This window comes from Rhizobium sp. A22-96 (genome assembly GCF_053521805.1).
The window spans coordinates 1040194-1061059 of sequence record NZ_JBNWDQ010000002.1 but is presented as its reverse complement, the minus strand read 5'-3'; the positions used below and the strand labels follow the sequence as shown (position 1 = coordinate 1061059).

Genomic DNA, 20866 nt, shown 5'->3' with positions numbered 1-20866 from the left:
GGCCCGGGGAAGCCCGGGCCGGCGTTCTCATGCGAGACAAATCGTCTTACTTGGCTGGAATCCTCAACTTTTCGCCGACCTGGAGATGATGAGGCTTCAGATTGTGGTTGGCAGCCACAAGCCTATGCCATTGCTTGGCACTGCCATAATAGGTCTTGGCGAGATCCCAGAGCGTGTCGCCGGTAACGATGACATGCGTTGTCGGTGTCTTCGGCTTTTCGCTGGCTTCAGCTGCCGGTGCGGCGGTGGCAGGAGCTGTCGTCACCGGGGTTGCCGGTGCCGGGGTGGCCGTCGCAGGGGCAGATGCGGCGGGCGTCGTGGTTGCCGATGCCGATGATGTGTCCGCGGGCTTTGCCGGTGTTGTGGTTGCCGGTGTTGCCGCCGAGGGTGTCGAGGAGGCCGGAGGCGTCACGGCAGGTGCTGCCTTGCTGGTGTCTGCGGGTGCCGGGGCGGGCTTTTGCTCCGGTGCGGCCTGTTGCGGCGTTTCCGCCGGCTTGGCTGCTTCGGGCTGGGCGGCAGGTGCTGCCGCGGCAACCTGGGTCACACGGCCATCGGTATAGGGCTTGTAGGGATTGTGCGCGCCGAGATAGTCGGCAACCACCGATTCCAGGTTCGGACCGAAGTCATAGGCGTTCTTGCCGTCCTTGGCGAATACGGTGTAGCCGTCGCCGCCCGCGCGCATATAGTTGTTGCTGACGATGCCGTAGGTCTTTTCGGGGTCAAGCGGCTTGAATTCCGTGCCTTCCTGCACGTCGACGGAGACGAGCCGGCTGCCCGGCGGCTTCGATTTGTCGAAGCTGTATTTGAGGCCCGCGACCTGCGGGAAGCGGCCGGCGCCATCGTCGATCTGGCTGAGGCCGTTTTCCAATGCCGCCTTCACATCCGCGCCCGTCAATTGGAAGGTCGCGACTGTGTTCTGGAACGGCAGCACGGTGAGAACGTCGCCCATGCTGACATCGCCGGCGGCGATCGAGGCTCGCAGGCCGCCGCCATTCTGGATGGCGATGGAGATGCCCTGGGCCTTGGTTCGGTCGAGGATCGCGTCGGCCACGAGGTTGCCCATCGAGCATTCCTGTACGCGGCAGATCTCGCGTGCGCCCTCGATCGGGCCTTGCGAATTGCCGATCACCTTCTTGCGCAGCTCTTCGATCGGCTTGGCCATCTCCTGGACGCGGGCGGCGATCGCCGGATCCGGCTTGATGGAGGAATCGAGCAGGATCGGATCGCCCTTGGCGTCCTTGACCGCGCCGTTGTCGTCGAAGGTGACGACGATATCGCCGAGATACTTGCCGTAGGACGCGGCCTGTACCACAGGCACCTTATAGCCGGCGGGATTGTCTACCATGGTCGGATAAGGGCCGGCAGCCTTCGGATCCGTATTCGACAGCAGCGTATGCGAGTGGCCGCCGACGACGACGCTGACACCGGCGATCTTGGCGATCTTTTCGACATCGCGGGGATAGCCGACATGGGTGAGCGCGATGATCTTGTTGACGCCCTGCGATTTCAGCGCGTCCACTTCGGCGCTGATGGCGGCGGCATCGTCGGTGATCTTCACATGCGGGCCGGGCGAGGCGAGCTCAGGGGTCTCGGTCGTCACGGCGCCGACGATGCCGATCTTCTGGCCGCCGATGGTAAGCACGATCGATTTCTTGATGCGGTTGCCGAGCTTGGACTGGTCGTCGACCACCAGATTGGCTGTTACGACAGGGAATTGCGCCTTGTCGAGGAAGGCGGCAAGCGGGCCTTCGCCGTCGTCGAACTCGTGATTGCCGACGGTCATGGCGTCGATCTTCATGTCGTTGAGGAATTCGACTTCGGCGGCACCCTTATAGGTCGTGTAGAACAGCGAGCCCTGGAAATTGTCGCCGGCGTCGAGTACCACCACGTTCTGGCTGGCGAGTGCGGCCCGGCGCTGATCGATGGCCGCCTTCAGGCGAGCGGCGCCACCAAAGCATTCGTTCTTGGCTTCTTCGGCCGCAGAGCAAGTCGCATCGAATTTGTTGATCGACTCCACGCGCGAATGGAAATCGTTGAAGTGCAGGATGTTGAGCTGATAGTCCGCGAAGGCGGCGCTTGTGCTCAGCGCCAAGGCTGCGGCGGCCAAAAGTCCCACTCCTAAGGGCTGCTTCATCTGTCTCTCCTGTTCGTCTTTACAATCCGGCCCGCCGATGCCCCCATGGCGGTCCCCCGCCGGAATGTTTTCATCATGGCGGAGCGAGCGCAAGCAAAAGCTGTTGGCTTCATTCGGATTTTATAAGGAGGGTGAATTCATCACCGGATCAGGCGCATGCCTCTATGGAGGCGTCTCCGTGGGATTCTCGGATCGCCGAGGCGGCGTTCCATCCGACGACGCAGAAGACGGCTGTGCAGCAGAGCGCCGCAGCGAAATGAAAGCGCCGGCGCCGGTTCCGATAAAGCAGAATGGCGCCGATGCCATAGATCAGCAGCACGGGCAGGGCGAAGAGGAGAACGCTTGCCGGGCTATCGCAATCGAGCCCGTCGATACCCTGCGCCCGATAGCTGTTGACGGGGAGAACCGCCGCCAGAATGGCGAAAGGCAGCGCTGCGATGAGGGCCAGATAGAGCAGCATCATGCGGCGCATGGCGTTCTATCCTTCCGCCATGCCTGATCAGCCCTGGCGGTTGAGGGAGAAGTGCCCACCCGTCTCCGAGGTGCAGTTCAGCTGACCGGGGTTCGCCATGAAGCAATTCACCTTGGAGCTGGTGCGCTTGATGTTCGAATAGAGATTGATCTGGATCACGCCGGAGGGGTCGGTCGTGTAGGTTCCCGAAGCCATCTGCTGGTTCGTGCCGTCGGTCGTGTGCGTCTCGAACCGGCCGGCGGTGAACGTCGAACTCAGGCCGTTCGTGTCGCTCCAGCTGCCTTCCACCGAGTTTGTCCGCGGCTGAACGCCGGGGTTCATCGTCATCGGCGGCGGTCGCGATCCGCCGAAATCAACGCAGGCGGACAAGGCTGCTGCAGCGGCTGCGAGGGAAAGAACGGTTCTGATCTTCATAAATGTCTCCCGCGATGAAGGGCGGAGTGTTGTCGTATCGGTTGCGAGAAAGATGGCGCGGCTATTGGGTTAAAGCAAGGCTTGAGAACGCAACTCCTTGATTTATCCCGCTTGCGTAACAAAAATGCCCGCACGACCTGTGCGGGCATTCGAACGTTGCATCAGCAAGCGCTATTCCCGTTAGCGAACGAGGATGTTCCTGAACTGCCAAGGATCCTTCGTGTCGATGTCTTCCGGGAAAAGACCCGGGCGGCCATCGAGCGGCGTCCAGTCGGTGTAGTGGCCTTCAACCGGACCGAGGTATGGCAGCTGCACTTCGAGGCAGCGCTTGTAGTCGATCTCGTCAGCTTCGACGATGCCGGCGGTCGGGTTTTCGAGTGCCCAGACCATGCCGGCGAGAACGGCGGAGGTTACCTGCAGGCCGGTCGCGTTCTGGTAAGGGGCAATGCGGCGGGTCTCTTCGAGAGACAGGCGCGAACCGTACCAGTAGGCATTCTTGTCGTGGCCGTAGAGGAGCACGCCGAGTTCATCGACACCGTCTTCCAGCTCATGCTCGTCGAGAACGTGGTGTACCGGCTGCGGCGTGCCGCCATTGCCGAACATTTCGTGCAGCGAGAGCACGGCATCGTTGGCCGGATGGTAGGCATAGTGGCAGGTCGGACGGAACGTAACGTCGCCGTCCTTGTCGCGCACGGTGAAGAAGTCGGCGATCGAGATCGATTCGTTGTGCGTGACGAGGAAGCCGTATTGCGGGCCGGGGGTCGGGCACCAGGTGCGGACGCGGGTGTTGGCGCCCGGCTGTTCCAGATAGATAGCGGCCTGGCAGCCCTTCTTGTGCTTCTTGGCGTTCTTCGGCATCCATTCTTCGTGGGTGCCCCAGCCAAGTTCGGCCGGCTGCAGACCTTCGGAGATGAAGCCTTCGACGGACCAGGTGTTCCAGAAGACGTTGAGCGGCTTCGGATGCTTGGTGCGCTGGGTGTCGCGCTCGGCGATATGGATGCCCTTGACGCCAACCTTCTTCATCAGCTTGGCCCAGCCTTCGCGGTCATGCTGATCCGGCTCTTCGAACTTCAGGCCGATATCGGTGGCAAGGTTGACGAGCGCCTGCTTGACGAACCAGGAGACCATGCCCGGGTTCGCGCCGCAGGTCGAAACAGCAGTCGAACCACCGGGGTTCTTCGCCTTTTCCTTGCGCATGGTTTCGCGCAGCGCGTAGTTGGTGCGGTCGGCATTCTTCAGGCTCTTGTCGAAGTAGAAGCCGAGCCAGGGCTCGACGACGGTATCGATGTAGAGCACGTCGAGCTTGCGGCACAGCTTGACGAGGTCGAGCGAACCGGTGTCGACCGAGAGGTTGACGCAGAAGCCCTGGCCGCCGCCTTCCGTCAGGAGCGGCTTGAGCAGCTCCTTGTAGTTTTCCTTGGTGACGTGTGCCTTGATATGACGGACGCCGTGCTTCGCCAGGATTTCCATATCGGCTGGTTCTTCACGCGGGTCGATAACGACCATCCGGCTCTTGTCGAATTTGAAATGGCGCTCGATCAGGGGCAGGGTGCCGCGGCCGATGGAGCCAAAGCCGATCATCACGATCGGGCCGGTAATTTCGGCATATACCGGATAGTTGTGTTTCGTCATTCTTGTCTCCTTCGAAAGGCAGGACGCCGTTCGGTTCACGAAATTCAATCAGAGTTTGCGCGATAACGCGAGGTGAAGGGCTCTAATCATAATTTGATGTCACAATAAAGAGCTCTTCAGAGTTAGCCGGACAAAGTCAAGTGGAGGCCAACATACACGCCATATGCGACGAGTTTGTTGCCTTCAAGGTCGGTTTTCACTGACCTATCCGGAATAAAGCCATCAGGCCTTCAAGGCTTCCAATCCGTCGACAACTGTGGTGAGGGCGATTTCCTGGACGTCGTAGGATGCGATCCCGTGGATGGTGAAGGGGTCGGCGGCGACATAGGCCTCCAGCTCAGCGCGCTCGCCGCGGGCAAAAATAACGCCGCCGGTGCGCGGTACCTTGCGGCCGGATGCGAGGAACCAGCCCTTGGCATATCCCTCTTTCACCCAGGCCATGTGCGGCTCCATCTGCTTGTCGGCTTCATCATTGCCCTTGAGGTAGGTGAGCGAAAGAATGAACATGCATCAATTCCATATGAGTTGCGCGCGGATCAGGCCGCGCAGGGAGTTTCCAACGTAAAGAGTGCGGTTTCGCAGGTCGTCGGGCCGTATGCGTCCGACGCGGGCCTTGCGCTGGCAAATGAGCTCGGTGCGTAACACGCCGGCCAGCAGGCCGGATGAAATTGGGGGCGTCCGCAGCACATCAGGGCCATCCTCGAGGAAGATAGAGGTGATCGTCCCCTCGCAAACCTCGTCCTTCTCGTTCAGCAGCAGCACCTCGTCGGCCTCGTCGGGCCGATATTCGGCGCGGGCGGCCTCATAGACGGCGCGGCGCGTGGTCTTGACGCGCAGCAGCTTGTCGGCGGAATCGAGCCGGGTTGCGGCGGCGATACGGACGCGCCAGACTGTGTCGGGTGACAGCGCCGAGAAGGGGGCTGTCGTTACCGCCGCTTGTCCGTCTCGGTCCAGCGTCAGCCGGACCCTCAAGGGTGCGGAAGCACCGGCGATGGCCTCTTCCAGTTTGGTGAGCGCATTTTTCGGAGCCGGGAAGCCTAGGCGGCGGGCCGAGCGTTGCAGCCGGGCAAGATGCAGGCGCAGGCGGATGAAGCCGGCCTCCGGCTCATAGCGCAGCGTCTCGATCAGGGAAAAATCCTCTAGCGGTCGATCCATCGGTCCCCCACGGCGAAGCGCGCCTTGAGGAGGCATTCCTCATATTCCGCTTCCGCCGTCGAATCGAAGACGATGCCCCCGCCGACATTGAACACTGCGCGGCCGTCTTCGAAAAGCGTGATCGTGCGGATCGCCACCGAAAAGCGCATGGCTCCATCAGGCGAGATCATGCCGATCGCACCGCAATAGGCATCTCGCGGGCCATCTTCCAGCTCATGCAGGATTTCCATCGCCCGCATTTTTGGCGCACCGGTGATCGAGCCGCAGGGAAAGAGTGCCGCAAGAATATCGCGGATGGTGATGTCGGGCAGCAGCTTTGCCTGCACATGGCTGACCATCTGGTGCAGGGTCGGGTAGGTCTCGATTTCGAAGAGCCTGGGCACGTCGAGTGTGCCGACTTCGGTGATGCGGGAGATATCGTTGCGCAGGAGATCGACGATCATGCGGTTTTCGGCCTGCGTCTTCTCGTCGGCGAGCATGGCGGCGACGATTTCGGCATCCTCGACGGCGTTTGTGCCGCGCTTGGCCGTGCCCTTCATCGGATGCGTCTCGATCCAGCCTTCTTCATCCGTGCGGAAAAAGAGCTCCGGCGAGCGCGACAAAATGATCGGACCGCCGAGATCGACGAGCGCACCGTATTTCACCGGTTGCCGCTCGATCAGCGACCAGAAGGCAGCTCTGGCGTCGCCGTTCCAGCGGGCATGGATCGGCATGGTCAGGTTCGCCTGATAGCAGTCGCCGAGGCGAATATGCCGGTGCAGCCGGTCGAATCGCTCTTTATATATAGGGAAATCCCAGGCGGCCTTTGGCTCGGTCAGGAATTCTTGATTTTCAAGCCGTTGCATCGGCTGGCCAAGAGAGTCGTCATCGGCTGCGGGAGCATCGAAAACGCCGAAGCAAAGCAGCGGCGTCTCGCGATTCTCTTCGGCAAAAGCTGCAAGCTTTTCCTCGAAAAGATGGCCGGCTTCATAGGCAATGTATCCTGCCAGCCATTTTCCCTGTCGCCTTGCCGTCTCCATCCGGTCCAACGCATCGAAGAATTCGGCGCGCGTCCGGGCCGTGATGATCTCGGCCGGTTCGGCAAAGATCATCACCTGTCCTGTACTGTCGTCCCTGAAGAGGACGTAAGGTCGGGCGTCGGCCATTGGGCAGTTCTTCGCCGATCGGTGTCTTCAGCCCTTATCTAGCGCTTCCAACTCGTCGATCAGCCCTTCGATCATCGACAGTCCCTTGCTCCAGAACGACGGGTCGGTGGCGTCGAGGCCGAAAGGCTTCAGGAGTTCGGAATGATGCTTGGTGCCGCCGGCCTTCAGCAGTTCGAAATACTTCTCCTGGAAGCCCTGATCGGCATTCCGGTAGACGGCGTAAAGCGAGTTCACCAGGCAATCGCCGAAGGCATAGGCGTAGACGTAGAAGGGCGAATGGATGAAGTGGGGGATATAGGCCCAATAGGTCTCGTAACCCTCGGAGATCTTGATCGCCGGGCCCAGGCTTTCCGCTTGTACGGACAGCCACAGCTCGCCGATGTCATCGGAGGTCAGCTCGCCATTCTTGCGTGCAGTGTGCAGCTTGCGCTCGAATTCGTAGAAGGCGATCTGGCGCACGACCGTGTTGATCATGTCCTCGACCTTCTGGGCGAGCATCGCTTTGCGTTCGCGCTTGTCGGAGGTCTTGTCGAGCAGCGCACGGAAGGTCAGCATCTCGCCGAAGACGGAAGCGGTTTCGGCCAGCGTCAGCGGTGTCTGGCACATCAGGGCGCCCTGGCCGCCGGCCAGAACCTGGTGCACGCCATGGCCAAGCTCGTGTGCGAGCGTCATGACGTCGCGCGGCTTGCCCATGTAGTTGACGAGAACGTAAGGGTGCGCCGATGGCACGGTCGGATGGGCAAATGCGCCCGGCGCCTTGCCCGGACGGACCGGCGCGTCGATCCACTCTTCATCGAAGAAGCGCTTGGCGATTGCGGCCATGTCAGGCGCGAACTTGCCATAGGCTGATAGCACCGTCTCCTTCGCCTCGCTCCAGGGGATCAAGGCATTGGGCGTTTCCGGGAGCGGCGCGTTGCGATCCCAGAAGTTCATCTGCTCCATGCCGAGCCACTTGGCCTTCATCTTGTAATAGCGATGCGAGAGCCGCGGATAGGCATCGCGTACGGCCGCGGCCAGTGCGTCCACCACTTCGCGCTCGACGCGGTTGGCGAGATGCCTGCTGTCGGCGATATCCTCGAAGCCGCGCCAGCGGTCGGAAATTTCCTTGTCCTTGGCGAGCGTGTTGGTGATGAGCGTGAAGGTGCGAAGGTTCGCCCTGAAGGTTGCGGCAAGCGCCATGGCCGCCTTGCGGCGCGCTTCGGGATCCTGTTCCTGCAGCATGTTCAGCGCGACTTCCAGCGGCTGCTTTTCACCGTCGATCTCGAAGCGTAGCTCCGCCATCGTCTCGTCGAACAGCCGGTTGAAGGCTGCGGCGCTGGTCATGGACTTTTCCAGGAACAGCTGCTCGAGCTTGTCGTCGAGCTGATGCGGCTTGTCCTTGCGCAGGTCGACGATCCACGGGCGGTAGTGGCCGGCAGCGGGGTCGTTCGCCATGCAGGCATCCATCGCGGCGTCATCGATGCGGTTCAGTTCCAGAGGGAAGAACAGCAGGTGGGCGGCATAGTCCGTCAGCCGCGTCTGCACATCGCCATAGAGCTTGCCGTTGGCCGGATCGCTGGTGTTGGAAAAATAGGTGAGGCCGGCAAAGGAGCCGAGTCGGCCCATGATATCGTCAAGCGCCTCATATTCCTTGATGGCGGCGCCGATACCGGCATCGCCCGTCATGGTCGCCGCTTCCGTAAGCTTGCCCTTCCACTTATCCTCGAAGGCGGTGGCCATCCTGCCAGCCTTTTCCATGTCGCCCGTGAAGTCAGGCGAGGTAGCGGAAGGATAGAGATCGCTGAGCTTCCAAGCGGGCAGGTCCCCGAGCGCGCTGCCGGCGGCAGGCTGGTTGGCGGAGAAGTTAAGGGATTGACGGAGCGAGGTCGGGCTCATGGGCGATATTTCCTCTGCTTTTTATTGCGGAACGTCCGATGCATTCGTGTTTATTCGGCCAGAAAGCCTGCTGCAAGCCTGATTTCCCTGGCGCTGACGGTTGAACCATAGGCGGTAGTACATTCGTCATAATGATTAAAATGCGATGATTTGGCAAAACTTCATGTTCAAGCCTTTCTGCGAATGTCCGTGTCAGGTTTCGCATGAAGTGAGGCACCAATGACCGTTTATAATAGCGCCAAAGGGGGCGCGCAGATTCTCGTTGTTGAGGATGATCCGATTCAACGTCGTCTGCTGAAGAATGCCATCGAGCGGCACGGACACGTGGCCCATTTGGCAGAGAATGGCCGCTTTGGCCTTGAAGTTCTGAAGCGTAACAGCGATCAGATCAATGTGATCGTGCTCGACCTGATGATGCCGGAAATGAACGGCATCGAGTTCCTGGGCGCGCTGAACGAGATGGGTATCGATCTGCCCGTTATCGTGCAGACGGGGCAGGGCGGTATCGACACCGTTGTGCAGGCCATGCGGGCCGGCGCCTTCGATTTCGTCGTCAAGCCCGTGTCGCCGGAGCGCATTGCTGCGTCTATCGGCAATGCGCTCAAGCTCGATCAGCGCGAGGCAAAGGCACGCGCGGGACGCAAATCGCGTTCCAGCGCCATCACCTTCGACGACATCGTCTCGGCAAGCCCGGCGATGATGCGGGTGATCGATCTTGCGCATCGTGCCGCACAGTCGAATATTCCCGTCGTCCTGGAAGGTGAATCCGGCGTCGGCAAGGAACTGGTGGCACGTGCCATTCAGGCCGCAAGCGACCGCTCCGGCAAGCCGTTCATAACGGTCAATTGCGGTGCCATTCCGCACAATCTGGTGGAAAGCATTCTTTTCGGACATGAAAAGGGTGCGTTCACGGGCGCGGCGGAGCGCCATGTCGGCAAGTTCATGGAAGCCGATGGCGGTACGCTGTTCCTCGACGAGATCGGCGATCTGCCGCTGGAAGTCCAGGTGAAGCTGCTGCGCGCCGTGCAGCAAGGGGAAATCGAGACGGTCGGTGCGCGCGTCGCGCAGAAGGTCAATGTCCGCCTGATCTCTGCGACCAACAAGGATTTGATCGAAGAGGTCAAGGCCGGGCGTTTCCGCGAGGACCTCTACTATCGCCTCAACGTCTTCCCGATCACCATGCCGGCGCTTCGTCGCCGCAAGGAGGATATCCCGCATCTGGCACGCGCCTTTGCCGACCGGTTTGCGCTGGAGCAAAAGCTCGATCATTCGCTCGATATCAGCAACAGTGCTCTTGCGCTGCTGACGGCTTACGACTGGCCGGGCAATATTCGCCAGCTCGAAAATGCCGTGTTCAGGGCGGTCGTTCTATCGGAAGGACCCGAGCTGCTGGATAGCGATTTTCCGCAGATCGCCGCGCAGTTGCCCGGCTATTTCTCGGGCGAGCATCCGACCTTAGTTGTGGATAATTCACAGGCTCATGCCATGGATTCTGCGACCGGGGAGAGAGCCGAGCGCGGGATGCGCGTGATTTCAGCTGACGCGGCTGCAACCTCGCCGCTTCCTGTCGGCGATGCATTGGCGACCGCTTCCGACAACGTCATCGTCAGCACCAATACCTCAGGGGATGTCAGGAAACTGGCGGATGTCGAGGAAGAATTGATCCGCTTTGCCCTCCGATTCTACCGCGGGCAGATGAGTCAAGTGGCAAGAAAGCTTGGGATTGGGCGCTCAACTCTCTACCGCAAGTTGAAAGATTACGGGATAGATCCGGATGACCCGCAAAAAAGCGCGGCATGAGGGGAAGCTTAACTTTTAGGCAAGCATATTTTGTTACCCGTCGTAAAGCACTTGTTAGTGCATCGTTCACCATGTATGAAGAGGGCGATTATGTGTGGCATTTTTGCCATCGTGTCACCGCAATTGACAGCCATTTGGAACACGATGCGACATTGTCTGTCGGACGGGGATCGAATTGCCGAATTTGAGTGGAAATACCAAGCCTAATAGCTTGAGCTGGCATTCTGCGTGCTCAGACCTATTTAGCAAGGTGGCCAAGGTGGTAGCCGTTGGCCTCCTTGCTTTGGCCGTTTCTACGCCTGTTTTCGTTGGCACTCCCTCTCAGGCCGGCGGGGAAACCCGTAGCCTGAAGATCTATTACGTCCATACCGGTGAAAAGGCCGTCATCACCTACAAGCGCAATGGCAAGTTCGATCCGGACGGTCTGGAGAAGCTGAACCGCATTCTGCGCGACTGGCGCAAGAATCAGCCGACCAAGATGAATCCGCGGCTGTTCGACCTCATCTGGGAAGTGTACCGCGAGAGCGGTTCGCACGAATTCATCTACGTCATCTGCGGATTCCGTTCGCCGGGCACCAACGAGATGCTGCGCACGCGTAACGCACACACGGGCGTTGCCAAGAAGAGCCAGCATATGCTCGGCAACGCGATGGACTTCTATATTCCGGACGTCAAGCTCACCAAGCTGCGTGAGCTCGGCATGAAGCTCCAAGAGGGCGGCGTCGGCTATTACCCGACTTCGGGCTCGCCCTTCGTCCACATGGACGTCGGCGGTGTGCGCGCTTGGCCGCGCATGGATCGCCAGGATCTCGTCCGTTTGTTCCCGGACGGCAAGACCATGCATATTCCTGCCGATGGCCGGCCGCTGCCGGGCTATCAGGAGGCCGTCGCCGATTACAAGCGACGCATGTCGTCCGATATCCAGATCGCCAGCTCCTCGTCACCTCGCCGTGGCTTCTTTGCCCGCCTGTTTGGCGGCGGTGGTGCGGATGAGGAAGAGGACAATGCGGATGAAGGCTCGTCGTCGGCACCGGTCGCTGTTGCTTCGGCTTCCCGCAAGGGGCAGCCGGCTCCAACCGCGGCTGACGATGGTGACGATAGTGCGGCTCCCGCTTCTGCTCCTGCCCAGGTTCAGGTTGCGAGCATAAACGCACCCGTACCGCAGATCCGCCCGGCCTTCGGTGGTCAGTCCGCTGGCAGCGACGTAGCCTCCGCGCTCGTATCGGCGCCGCGCAATGACGCTCAGGATGCGCTTGCAGCAGCCATGCCGAATACGGGTGACCAGCCACAATATGCCGACCTTCGCTCCTATCACGTACCGGTGCCGTCCTTGCTTGACCGCCGCGCACCCGGCGATGCTGAAGTGGCGTCCGCAGAGGCAGACATGAAGGGCCAGCTTGCCGCCGTGCCTGTGCCGGCACAGCGTCCCGAAATTGCCGAAAGCCTCCTGGCCTCTGCTGATGCCGATCAGGAAGCAATCGATGACCAGGCCGATGCCGGTACGCTTTCGCCCTCGGTCATCGCCGCTCTTGAGCAGAGCCGACCCGATCGATCGGATGCTAACGCGGTGGCTGCTGTGACTTCGCCGCAGAACAATGTTGCCTCGAAGGATCAGCTCGCGCCTTCGAATAGTGGCGTAGCTTCCAGCAACGATGCTGCGCAGGCGATTGCAGCGGTTCTGCCGCAGCAGCGACCCGCTCAGCAGATGCCGATGCAGGTGGCGGCACTGGCGCCGGTTCGCAATGAACTCAAGGCAAGCAGCCCCCGTCGTTTCAATGACAGTTTCGATGCGGTGACACCGCAGGAGCGCCCGATCGCTGCGGGTATCGCCACCAAGGGCGGCCGGCCGAACAAGCAGGATGCGGTGACAGCGGATTCCGGTCGTGCCACGATAACGACGGCGCCGAAGCTGACCGAAAAGATGATTTCACAGTGGGCAATCGCAAAGGCCCGCGTGGAGATCGTCAATCGCCCGGTTAAGGCTCCTCGCTTCGTAAGCCCGGCGCTTCGTGCCCAGCCGACCGCCGTCTATACCGATGGCTTTAAGGTGCAGACGGCGTCGATCGACCCGGAGCGCTTTAGCGGTACGGCAGTGAATTTCCTTCAGGTGAAGAAGTTCAATTCGGTCGAGTAAGCAGCGTTCAAAGTTCAGACAACTTTACGGGAGCCCATTGGGCTCCTTTTCATTTGTGCGCGGCGACGAGCTTGCTGTGATTGCGGCTTGATTGATCGCTCGCAAAGCTCACGCAAATTTTGGTGGGAGGGGATCGATCAAAGCAGCTGTTGCCTGTAGGTGACACCCTGCTGGCTTTCAGGTTGCTGTCAGTTTTTATTCATTTTCGCATCATCTTTTGCTCAGTTTCGCTTCATCCGGCGCAATTAGGGCGATAGACTTGTAAGGCTGGATATCCGAATTTGAACCGTAAGACGGCAATCATCATTGGCAATGGCACACTGCACCGCGATCTCTCGGAGATCGTCGACAATGCAGATTTTGCGATGCGCTTCAACGAGCCTAAAGCCTCTGTCGGCATGAGCGGTTCACGCACCGATATCCTGATGCTCGCAGCCTCCAGCAAGCCGATGCAGCGGCGACTGACCGATCCGGCCTTCCTGACAAGCGCTACCTTCAAAGCGGCCAAAGAGGTCGTGCTCGCCTATCATCCCGACATCATCCGCAAATATCATCCCAAGCCCAACTTCCTCTCGCGTCTGAAGGGCCGAAAGAGCGACTGGACGATGCGAACCATCGAGCTGGTGGGTGCAGCGGGCAAGGAAATTCGCATCATGCCGCCGCAGTTCTACATCGAAGGTTGTGCGGAACTTGGAGTCGCCGAGTGCCGGATGGACCAGGTCTTTCCGAGCACCGGCTTTTTCGGCGTCCGATATGTGCTGTCGATCCTTCCCGCCTGTGAATGGGAGGTGAAACTCTGCGGGTTCAGCTGGGAGGGATGGAAGCGCCATGCCTGGCTGGATGAACGCCGCTGGGTAGAGGAAAAGATGGCGAGCGGCCACATCAGTCTGCTCGCTTAGTCGATAATTGGCTGTGGAATGCCATCGAAAATCACTGTTTTCAGTTTCGCCTCATGTCTGCCTAAGCTCGCCTTCATTCAGGGTTGATAGAGCCTGCGCCTACAACACTGGGATATCATTTGATGCAGACCAACGAATTCGACCCGTCTTCGGCGACGCCGCTTGAAAGAGCGCATGCGGGATTCGGATTCGATCGCGTATCTGCCCCCGTTGGAGCGAACCTGAACGAGCCGAGTCAGCTCGTCATCCGTGGCTTCATCGTCCACCTGGATCGTGCTCGCGATCGTATGCCGCAGGTCGAAAGACTGATGGCAAAGCTGCCGGTTTCGAGTGAAATCGTGGAAGCCGTCGACGGCCGTTGCCTGACCGAGGCTGAAATAGACCGCGTCTATCGCCGTAAGCTCCACAAGCCGTCCTATCCCTTTGCCATGAGCCAGGGCGAGATCGCCTGCTTCCTGTCGCACCGCAAGGCATGGGCCGCCATCGTCGAACAGAACATCGATGCCGGCCTCATCTTCGAAGATGATGTGGAGATCGATGATTCGTTTCATGCGGCCTTTGCGGCTGCCAAGGCCTGCCTCAAGCCAGGGGCGTTCATTCGCTTCCCCTTCCGAATGGGCAAGGAACATGGCACCCGCGTTCTGACGCAGGGCGAGATCAACGTCATTCAGCCGACCCGGATCGGCCTTGGCATGGTGGCGCAGCTCGTCAGCCGCGACGCAGCCATTCGTCTGCTGCAAGCAACCGCCTTCTTCGACAGGCCGGTTGATACAACGGTGCAGATGAGCTGGCTTACCCATGTTTCACCGCTCGCCGTGCTTCCCGGTGGTGTGCATGAAATCTCCTCGCAGCTTGGCGGCAGCACCATCAAGAGCCGTAAGACCCTGATGGAAAGGCTTTCCAGAGAGGTGCTGCGGCCGCTATATCGCGCAAGAATTGCGCTGCGCTCGCACCGCCCCATCTAAGAAGAGCAAAATTGTCCGTTCCAATTCTCGCATATCATCAGATTGCGGTGCCACCTTCGAGCAAGGCGCCGTTCAGAAGCATGACCGTCCATCCGGAAGCATTCCGTCGCCAGATGGAATGGCTGAAGAGGCTCGGAATTCAAGGCCTGTCACTGCGTGAGGCAATGCCTTACATCACCGGATTGAAGGCCGGCAAGGTTGCCGCCATCACCTTCGACGACAGCTATTTGAACGTCTTCGAGAATGCCTTGCCCGTGCTGCAGGAATTCGGCTTCACCGCCACGAATTTCGTTGTCGTGAACCAGATCGGCGGCGGCAATGTCTGGGACCTGCCGCTTGGCGTGGCGCCTGCGGCTTGCATGTCTGTCGAGCAGCTGCGCTGCTGGAGCAGCCTTGGGCATGAAGTCGGCTCGCACACGCTCGATCATGTCCATCTTCCGCAATTGCCGATGGAGGATGCGCGGCGCCAGATCTCGGATTCGCGCGGGCTACTGGAAGACGTGCTGGACGAGGGCGTTTCGTCCTTCTGTTTTCCCTATGGCGACGAGACACCGCTCGATCGGGTGCTGGCCTACGAGGCCGGCTATAGTGCCGCGACCACAACACGGCGCGGAAGGGCGCGGCCGGGGGACGATCCCTTCGGCCTGCCGCGCGCAACGATCCGGCGCAACGACAGCTGGCTGCATTTCGTCAAGAAATGCACGTTTGGTTGAGTCACCCATAGCTGGCGGCGTCGCCGGAGCGGCTGAAAGCCGCCCCGGAAAGGCTTGATCAAGGCGCGATGGTGAATGTGTAGGCGCCGTTGGTCTTATGGCCGTCAGTCGAGAGCGCGTGCCATTCGACCGTGTACTTGCCGGGTGCAAGCTTGTCGCTGACAGGCACCATCAGCGTTTTGTCGCCATCCATCAGCGAAGAAGCGCCCGTTTTGACCGCCTTCTTGTCCGGTCCGGTAACGGTTACGCCGCTGAACTTCAGGTTCAGACCTTCGGTGAAGGTGAGGTCGAGTTCCGAAGGGGCCTGCTTGACGGCGCTGTCGGCGGCCGGCGCGGAGGACTTCAGGTGAGCATGCGCCAGGGCCTGGCCTGCGAAGGCCATGCTGGCGGCGACAGTCACGGTTAGCAACGTCTTCATCCGAGTCATGTCGGTCTTCCTTTTCCATTGAGGCGCCGCAGGGGGCTGCGGCAGGTTTGATGGCGACGGATGTCGCCTCTTATATCCCGTTCGGATTGCTACCGATGGGGTGCGTGCGGGCGGCCTATGGCCGCTCATTTCAGAAGATTGCGGATCTTTTGCAGGGCGACGTCCTTGTCCTCGCCGTAGGCAATGAGACCGCGCAGATTGCCGTCAGCGCCGACGAGAAGGACCGAGGCTGTATGATCCATCGTATAGTCGCCGTCGGGCGAAGGCACTTTCTTGGCATAGATGCGCCAGTCCTTGATGGCCCTCTGCATTTCCGTGGGATTACCGGTAACGCCGGTGATGCGATCGGTGAAATTGCCGGTGTATTTGTGCATGACCTCCGGCGTGTCGCGCTCCGGGTCCACGGAGAAGAAATAGGCTTTGAGCCTGTCCGCCTCCGGCCCCAGCGTCTTCAGCCAGCCGGCCATTTCGAACAGTGTGGTCGGGCAGACATCTGGGCAATGGGTATAGCCGAAGTAGACGAGTGACGGGTGGCCCTTGAAAGCCTGCGCGGTCATCGGCTGGCCCCGGTCGTCGATAAGGTTGAAGGAGGAGCCGATGTGCTCCTCCGCCCCTTTTGCCGGCGGCATCAGGCTCCAGGTGAAGTAGGCGATCAAGCCGCAGACGCTGAGCAGGAAGACCGTCAGGATAGCGGGGACCGACCATTCCTTCGTGAACATGGGCTTCTCCTCCTTGGCGTGAAGGGAGGCACGGCTGCTGCCGCGCCGTTCATTCAGCTGCGTTGGCATGCTCGCCTCCGTTCTCCGCCTTGCTCGCAACCGCCGAACCCACAGGGAAATCGACATCGATCGAACCGGCCTTTTCGAAGGTCAATTTCGCCCTGATCGTCTCGCCCTGTTTGAACGGATCGATGACATCCATGAACATGAGGTGATAGCTGCCGGGCTTCAGCTGAACCGTCTTGCCGGCGGGCAGCGGCAGACCCTTCTCAAGCTTGCGCATCACCATGACGTCGTTGTCCATCTTCATCTCATGGACCTCGACTTTGACCGCTCGCGACGAGCTGGCTGCGATCAACCGGTCGTCGGTGCTGCCGGTATTGGTGATGGTCACGTAACCGCCGCCGACCTCGGCACCTGGCACCATGGCACGCACATAGGGAGCAGCGATCTTGAGCTTTCCAAGCGTTACGTCCGTGGCGAAAGCCAGACCGGGCGCGGCAAGGCAGAGGCTTGCGGCAACGAAAGAGCTGATAAATCGGTTCATGATCGGTTTCCTCCGGGGATCTGGATGCTGTGCGGCAGGACCTGCCGCACAGCCTTTCATGAGAAAAAGCGTTTCAGCGGCGGTACAAAGCGGATGACGGTCTGATCCACCACCAGCATCGCGACGACGGCGAGACCGCTTAAGGGAAAGGCGGCGCCGAAGACGATCGCGATCAGCCACAATCCGATATAGACGGACTTTTGCGGCGGCATCGGCGGCACGCCGAGACGGCCGGCCGGCCGCCGTTTCCACCACATCATGATTGCGGTGACGCAGCTCAAAATGATGGCAATGCAGGTCGCCAGCATCAGCAGCTGGTTGAGGAGGCCCCATTCCTGCCCCTGATGGACATTGATGCCCCATTCGATCGCCTGGCCGAGTGCCGGATATTGATCGAAGGAAAGGTCGACCAGCGGCTTGCCGGAATATTGGTCGATATGGACGGTGCGTTCCTGGGAGAGATCTTTGGGGAAGATCGAGGCGGTGAAGACGCCCGTTTCGTCGGAGGGCAGGGCCATGCTGAAGCCGGGCGCTATGCCCAATCCTCTGGCGATCTCGACCGCCTTGTCGAGCCCGATCGGTGTCGATGTCGGTGCTGCGCTCGAGAGCGGCACGGGCGCGTTCTCGACAATCCAGCCGGGCCTGTTGACGATGTCCTGTGTGACTTTCGTCGATTTCGGCACCTCGTCCCAGAGAGCTGCAGGATAGCCGAGATCGTTGGAGGTCAGCCATGCATTGACATTGGCGCCCCAATAGCCCGACCAGGGCATGCCGCTGAAGGCGAGGAAAAAGATGACGATGCCGGCGATGGCGCCGGTGACGGCATGGAGATCGCGCCAGAAGACACGGCGGGACGGCGTGCCGCGAACGGTGAGGACGCCGCCCGTCTGGCGCCGCGGCCACCAGAGATAGATGCCCGTCACGACAAGCATCAGTGCGAAGCCACCGACGATCTCGATGATGCGGTTGGTCCATGTTCCGAAATATTCGAGGCTGTGGATGCGTTTGACGACCCAGCTGAACTCTTGCTTCGAGCCGACCGAGCCGAGCACATCGCCATTGTGCGGATTGACGTAGACGAGCGTCGATTGGCCACCTTTCGACACCGTGACCAGCGCGGATCGGTCTGCCGCAGCAGGTTCGCGATAAGATGCCGCCATGGTGCCCGGCATGGCTGCCAATGCCGCGTCGACGATCTGCCGCGGCGGCAGCATCGCACCGGTATCGGCGACGATGTTGCGATGGGCATAGAAGGTGTCGGCGATCTGATCCTTGAAGAGATAGATGGACCCGGTGATCGCCAGGTTGAGCAGAAAGGGGATGACGAGCAGGCCGGCGAAGAAATGCCAGCGCCAGATCGCTCGATAGAGCGAGATATGGTCTGATGCGGTTGCGGCGGGCTCGGCCGCGGTGAAGGCAGACATGGGAAACTCTCCGAAGATCCGGCGGCGCGGAACGATCCCTTTCGAGAAAGATGCCTGTCTGCGGGAGTGGTGGCCTATGCCGATGTCGCCTGTAGGGCGGACAACAAAGAGATCCGTCATGTGTCGGGACATCAGCAAGGAGGTATCTCACCCGCAGCCGGCACGATCAGTTCTCGTGGTGCGGCCACCGTTGACGACAAGCGTCACGGCATCGTCCGTGACGCAGGCTCAGACAAGGATCTGGGGAGAGGGGGGAGCGCGTGGGCCGCTATTCGGCGGATAAAGCTGCCGGCGGAACGCTTCGTCTCGCGTGACGACGATATCCTCTCTGACAAAGGCGAGATGCTCGCAGATGTCAGTCGGCGGGGTGGGAAGCAGGATGGCGGCGGAGATGCGGCAGGCCTCGCATCCCGGCATATAGGCCTTGCTGTGTTCCTTGCCGTCGGGCGTCCTTTCGGTGACGCAGAGGACCGGCAGGGTTCCATCAGGCAGACGGTATTGAGCAAGTTCGACAGGGGTGAGTTCTGCGGCGCTGGCAACAGCCGGGCGATGGGCGAAACCGACGGACAGCAATGCGATGGCGCATAGAATGCGCACCAGCAACCGCGTTGTCCCAAAGATTCGCTTCCGCACGAGTCTCCCCATTATTTTCCAAAGCACCTACGACATTCGCCGCCACAGCTCAATGCGGCAATTTGGTATGCGCTTCGATGTGCCCGTTTACATGCCGCGCGAAGGTCAGTTAGAGATTGGTCGGAAAGTCTGAGCCGACTAGAGCCGGATGATTTTAGGTCTGTTTGACCTAAAATCTGAATCCGCTCTAGACTCAAAGAAGTAGAGCGTGATGTCGTCCGAAAACCGCTTACACTTTTCGGCATCACGCTCTGCCGGCGGGGCTCTGCGTCGTGCATCGTCCTGCGGCAGTTCGCCTCCAGGGGTTTGTGCAAAAAAGGAAATGGAATGCCCATCGAATCCTGGAGGGGCGGCGAAGTCGACGTTGCCGTTATCGGTGCCGGCGCTGCGGGCGTCGGAGCTGCCCGGCGGCTGCAATCGCTTCGGCCCGACCTTTCGATCGTTCTGCTCGAAGCGTCCGATCGCGTCGGCGGACGGGCGCGGACGATCCATCCCTTCGGCGCCGATGGAGTCGCGCTCGACCTCGGCTGCGGCTGGCTGCACGGCGCACGCACCAACCCCTGGACAAAGATTACCGAAGAGATCGGCCTGACGGTCGATCGCACGCCGGCACCCTGGAGCGATGGCAGCCGACAGCTGGAAGGAAAAGAGCCCGGAGTGAAGGCGGCGGCAGAGGCCGTTGCGGAATTCTTCGAGCGGGTCGATGCCTATGAAGGCGTTGCCGACGCGGATCTGTCAACCATGCTCGCGCCTGATGATCCGTGGATCGAGCGGCTTTACGCCGTCGGCGCATTCATGACCGGAGCGGAATTGCCGAAGTCTTCGGTTATCGATCTCGGTCGCTACGATCCAGGCCCAGGCCCGGACTGGCGCGTGCTGCAGGGCTACGGCACGCTTGTGGCCACCTACGGCTTGCCCGTGCCGACCATTCTCGGCGTGGAGGTTAATCGGATCGACCACACCGGAGCGGACCATGTCGTGCTTTCGACGGGCAAGGGCGAGCTGAAGGCGCGGGCGGTTATCCTGGCAGTCTCTACCAATGTCCTCGCCGCGGAGCGGATTGCCTTCTGGCCGCCGCTTCCGGAGAAGATCGAAGCGGCCTCGCGCTTGCCTCTCGGATTGGCGGATAAGCTTTTCATCCATGTGTCCGAACCGGAGATGTTTCCCGAGGATACGCATGTCATGGGGTCGCGGGAGAGCCGGCGCACGGGCGCCTATCAGCTGAGGCCGTTCGGCGCGCCCGTCATCGAAGCCTATTTTGCAGCCGATCTCGCGCTCGATCTCGAACGACAAGGCACGGAAGCCGCCTTCGCCTTTTCGGTGGAGCAGTTGAAGCGTGTTTTCGGCGCGGATATCGGCAAGAAACTCTCGCCTCTCGTCATGTCGGCCTGGGCGAGCGAGCCCTTTGTCGGCGGCTCTTACTCCTATGCGACACCTGGTGCTTCGGATCTACGCGGTGTTCTGGCCGCGCCTTGCAACGATCGGCTGTTCTTTGCCGGGGAGGCCTGCTCGCGGACGCGATATTCGACCGCGCACGGCGCCTATGAAAGCGGCGTTGTCGCGGCGGAAGCGGTGGCGAAAGCACTCTGATCTCTGCTTGATGACAGGGGCGACGCACTTCGGGGCGAAAAATAGCGATTCGCCTCAAAAATTTATGCGAAGTGCTCTTAAACTTGCGCGGCAACAGGCGTAAACGCAATCAAATACCACCCGATTTGGTTTAGATTTTCTTTCGGGAGATAAGCGGCGAAAGCCGTGATGGACAAAGCATTGGAGGA

Annotated in this window: 18 protein-coding genes and 2 pseudogenes; 7 read left to right on the top strand and 13 right to left on the bottom strand. The window is 60.4% G+C overall.

The features are described 5' to 3' along the window. Positions 1–46: 46 nt before the first annotated feature. The 8 genes from ACQZ6F_RS11655 to ACQZ6F_RS11620 all read right to left on the bottom strand — a co-directional run bounded on the left by ACQZ6F_RS11655 (position 47) and on the right by ACQZ6F_RS11620 (position 8827). On the bottom strand, positions 47–2134 hold the full coding sequence (locus ACQZ6F_RS11655; RefSeq protein ID WP_449091731.1) for a 5'-nucleotidase C-terminal domain-containing protein: 2088 nt from the start codon (positions 2132–2134) through the stop codon (positions 47–49). 148 nt (positions 2135–2282) lie between these two features. After that, positions 2283–2606: a hypothetical protein gene (locus ACQZ6F_RS11650; RefSeq protein ID WP_449091732.1), complete on the bottom strand. Its 324-nt coding sequence runs from the start codon at positions 2604–2606 to the stop codon at positions 2283–2285. A 27-nt stretch (positions 2607–2633) separates the two neighbouring features. Further along, positions 2634–3020, bottom strand: a complete 387-nt coding sequence (locus ACQZ6F_RS11645) for a hypothetical protein (RefSeq protein ID WP_077469457.1) — start codon at positions 3018–3020, stop codon at positions 2634–2636. Positions 3021–3200: 180 nt separating this feature from the next. After that, positions 3201–4652 (bottom strand): homospermidine synthase, encoded by a 1452-nt coding sequence (locus ACQZ6F_RS11640; RefSeq protein WP_068400151.1) that lies wholly within the window; start codon positions 4650–4652, stop codon positions 3201–3203. A gap of 222 nt (positions 4653–4874) precedes the next feature. Next, on the bottom strand, positions 4875–5159 hold the full coding sequence (locus ACQZ6F_RS11635) for a YciI family protein (RefSeq protein ID WP_068400154.1): 285 nt from the start codon (positions 5157–5159) through the stop codon (positions 4875–4877). Between the two features lie 3 nt (positions 5160–5162). After that, the gene (locus ACQZ6F_RS11630) at positions 5163–5807 is read right to left on the bottom strand and encodes an aminotransferase class IV family protein (protein WP_449091733.1); all 645 of its coding nucleotides are present in this window, start codon (positions 5805–5807) and stop codon (positions 5163–5165) included. Next, positions 5792–6952, bottom strand: a complete 1161-nt coding sequence (locus ACQZ6F_RS11625) for an aminodeoxychorismate synthase component I (RefSeq protein ID WP_449091734.1) — start codon at positions 6950–6952, stop codon at positions 5792–5794. Before ACQZ6F_RS11625 ends, ACQZ6F_RS11630 begins: the two co-directional genes overlap by 16 nt. Before the next feature lie 27 nt (positions 6953–6979). Continuing rightward, positions 6980–8827, bottom strand: a complete 1848-nt coding sequence (locus ACQZ6F_RS11620) for a M3 family oligoendopeptidase (protein ID WP_449091735.1) — start codon at positions 8825–8827, stop codon at positions 6980–6982. Between the two features lie 219 nt (positions 8828–9046). On the opposite strand from ACQZ6F_RS11620, the pseudogene ACQZ6F_RS11615 reads away from it, so the two are divergent. The 6 genes and pseudogenes from ACQZ6F_RS11615 to ACQZ6F_RS11590 form a co-directional block, all read left to right on the top strand. After that, positions 9047–10298 (top strand): annotated as a pseudogene (locus ACQZ6F_RS11615) (sigma-54-dependent transcriptional regulator); the annotation flags it as partial. Positions 10299–10405: 107 nt separating this feature from the next. Beyond that, positions 10406–10627, top strand: a pseudogene (locus tag ACQZ6F_RS11610) (helix-turn-helix domain-containing protein); the annotation flags it as partial. A gap of 175 nt (positions 10628–10802) precedes the next feature. Beyond that, positions 10803–12761, top strand: a complete 1959-nt coding sequence (locus tag ACQZ6F_RS11605; RefSeq protein WP_449091736.1) for a DUF882 domain-containing protein — start codon at positions 10803–10805, stop codon at positions 12759–12761. 281 nt (positions 12762–13042) lie between these two features. Then, positions 13043–13660 carry a hypothetical protein gene (locus ACQZ6F_RS11600; RefSeq protein WP_449091737.1) on the top strand — a complete coding sequence of 206 codons (618 nt, stop codon included), beginning with the start codon at positions 13043–13045 and terminating at the stop codon, positions 13658–13660. A 122-nt stretch (positions 13661–13782) separates the two neighbouring features. Beyond that, on the top strand, positions 13783–14625 hold the full coding sequence (locus ACQZ6F_RS11595; RefSeq protein ID WP_449091738.1) for a glycosyltransferase family 25 protein: 843 nt from the start codon (positions 13783–13785) through the stop codon (positions 14623–14625). An 11-nt stretch (positions 14626–14636) separates the two neighbouring features. After that, positions 14637–15338, top strand: coding sequence for a polysaccharide deacetylase family protein (locus tag ACQZ6F_RS11590; RefSeq protein ID WP_449091739.1), 702 nt, complete (start codon positions 14637–14639; stop codon positions 15336–15338). A 58-nt stretch (positions 15339–15396) separates the two neighbouring features. On the opposite strand, the gene copC is transcribed toward ACQZ6F_RS11590, so the two are convergent. The 5 genes from copC to ACQZ6F_RS11565 all read right to left on the bottom strand — a co-directional run bounded on the left by copC (position 15397) and on the right by ACQZ6F_RS11565 (position 19100). Next, positions 15397–15765, bottom strand: coding sequence for a copper homeostasis periplasmic binding protein CopC (gene copC / locus ACQZ6F_RS11585; RefSeq protein ID WP_449091740.1), 369 nt, complete (start codon positions 15763–15765; stop codon positions 15397–15399). Positions 15766–15890: 125 nt separating this feature from the next. Beyond that, the gene (locus tag ACQZ6F_RS11580) at positions 15891–16484 is read right to left on the bottom strand and encodes an SCO family protein (RefSeq protein ID WP_449092386.1); all 594 of its coding nucleotides are present in this window, start codon (positions 16482–16484) and stop codon (positions 15891–15893) included. Between the two features lie 49 nt (positions 16485–16533). Beyond that, positions 16534–17031 (bottom strand): copper chaperone PCu(A)C, encoded by a 498-nt coding sequence (locus tag ACQZ6F_RS11575; RefSeq protein ID WP_449091741.1) that lies wholly within the window; start codon positions 17029–17031, stop codon positions 16534–16536. Positions 17032–17087: 56 nt separating this feature from the next. Further along, positions 17088–18455, bottom strand: a complete 1368-nt coding sequence (locus ACQZ6F_RS11570; RefSeq protein ID WP_449091742.1) for a PepSY-associated TM helix domain-containing protein — start codon at positions 18453–18455, stop codon at positions 17088–17090. Between the two features lie 228 nt (positions 18456–18683). After that, positions 18684–19100 carry a hypothetical protein gene (locus ACQZ6F_RS11565; RefSeq protein WP_449091743.1) on the bottom strand — a complete coding sequence of 139 codons (417 nt, stop codon included), beginning with the start codon at positions 19098–19100 and terminating at the stop codon, positions 18684–18686. 315 nt (positions 19101–19415) lie between these two features. On the opposite strand from ACQZ6F_RS11565, the gene ACQZ6F_RS11560 reads away from it, so the two are divergent. Further along, complete coding sequence (locus tag ACQZ6F_RS11560) at positions 19416–20678, top strand: flavin monoamine oxidase family protein (RefSeq protein ID WP_449091744.1); 1263 nt, start codon at positions 19416–19418, stop codon at positions 20676–20678. Positions 20679–20866 lie beyond the last annotated feature (188 nt).

Bases quoted from the DNA above. Each gene is read 5' to 3' on its own strand.
- ACQZ6F_RS11655 (WP_449091731.1), bottom strand. From the start codon at position 2,134: ATGAAGCAGCCCTTAGGAGTGGGACTTTTGGCCGCCGCAGCCTTGGCG.
- ACQZ6F_RS11650 (WP_449091732.1), bottom strand. From the start codon at position 2,606: ATGCGCCGCATGATGCTGCTCTATCTGGCCCTCATCGCAGCGCTGCCT.
- ACQZ6F_RS11645 (WP_077469457.1), bottom strand. From the start codon at position 3,020: ATGAAGATCAGAACCGTTCTTTCCCTCGCAGCCGCTGCAGCAGCCTTG.
- ACQZ6F_RS11640 (WP_068400151.1), bottom strand. From the start codon at position 4,652: ATGACGAAACACAACTATCCGGTATATGCCGAAATTACCGGCCCGATC.
- ACQZ6F_RS11635 (WP_068400154.1), bottom strand. From the start codon at position 5,159: ATGTTCATTCTTTCGCTCACCTACCTCAAGGGCAATGATGAAGCCGAC.
- ACQZ6F_RS11630 (WP_449091733.1), bottom strand. From the start codon at position 5,807: ATGGATCGACCGCTAGAGGATTTTTCCCTGATCGAGACGCTGCGCTAT.
- ACQZ6F_RS11625 (WP_449091734.1), bottom strand. From the start codon at position 6,952: ATGGCCGACGCCCGACCTTACGTCCTCTTCAGGGACGACAGTACAGGA.
- ACQZ6F_RS11620 (WP_449091735.1), bottom strand. From the start codon at position 8,827: ATGAGCCCGACCTCGCTCCGTCAATCCCTTAACTTCTCCGCCAACCAG.
- ACQZ6F_RS11595 (WP_449091738.1), top strand. From the start codon at position 13,783: ATGCAGACCAACGAATTCGACCCGTCTTCGGCGACGCCGCTTGAAAGA.
- copC (WP_449091740.1), bottom strand. From the start codon at position 15,765: ATGACTCGGATGAAGACGTTGCTAACCGTGACTGTCGCCGCCAGCATG.
- ACQZ6F_RS11580 (WP_449092386.1), bottom strand. From the start codon at position 16,484: ATGTTCACGAAGGAATGGTCGGTCCCCGCTATCCTGACGGTCTTCCTG.
- ACQZ6F_RS11575 (WP_449091741.1), bottom strand. From the start codon at position 17,031: ATGAACCGATTTATCAGCTCTTTCGTTGCCGCAAGCCTCTGCCTTGCC.
- ACQZ6F_RS11570 (WP_449091742.1), bottom strand. From the start codon at position 18,455: ATGTCTGCCTTCACCGCGGCCGAGCCCGCCGCAACCGCATCAGACCAT.
- ACQZ6F_RS11565 (WP_449091743.1), bottom strand. From the start codon at position 19,100: ATGGGGAGACTCGTGCGGAAGCGAATCTTTGGGACAACGCGGTTGCTG.
- ACQZ6F_RS11560 (WP_449091744.1), top strand. From the start codon at position 19,416: ATGCCCATCGAATCCTGGAGGGGCGGCGAAGTCGACGTTGCCGTTATC.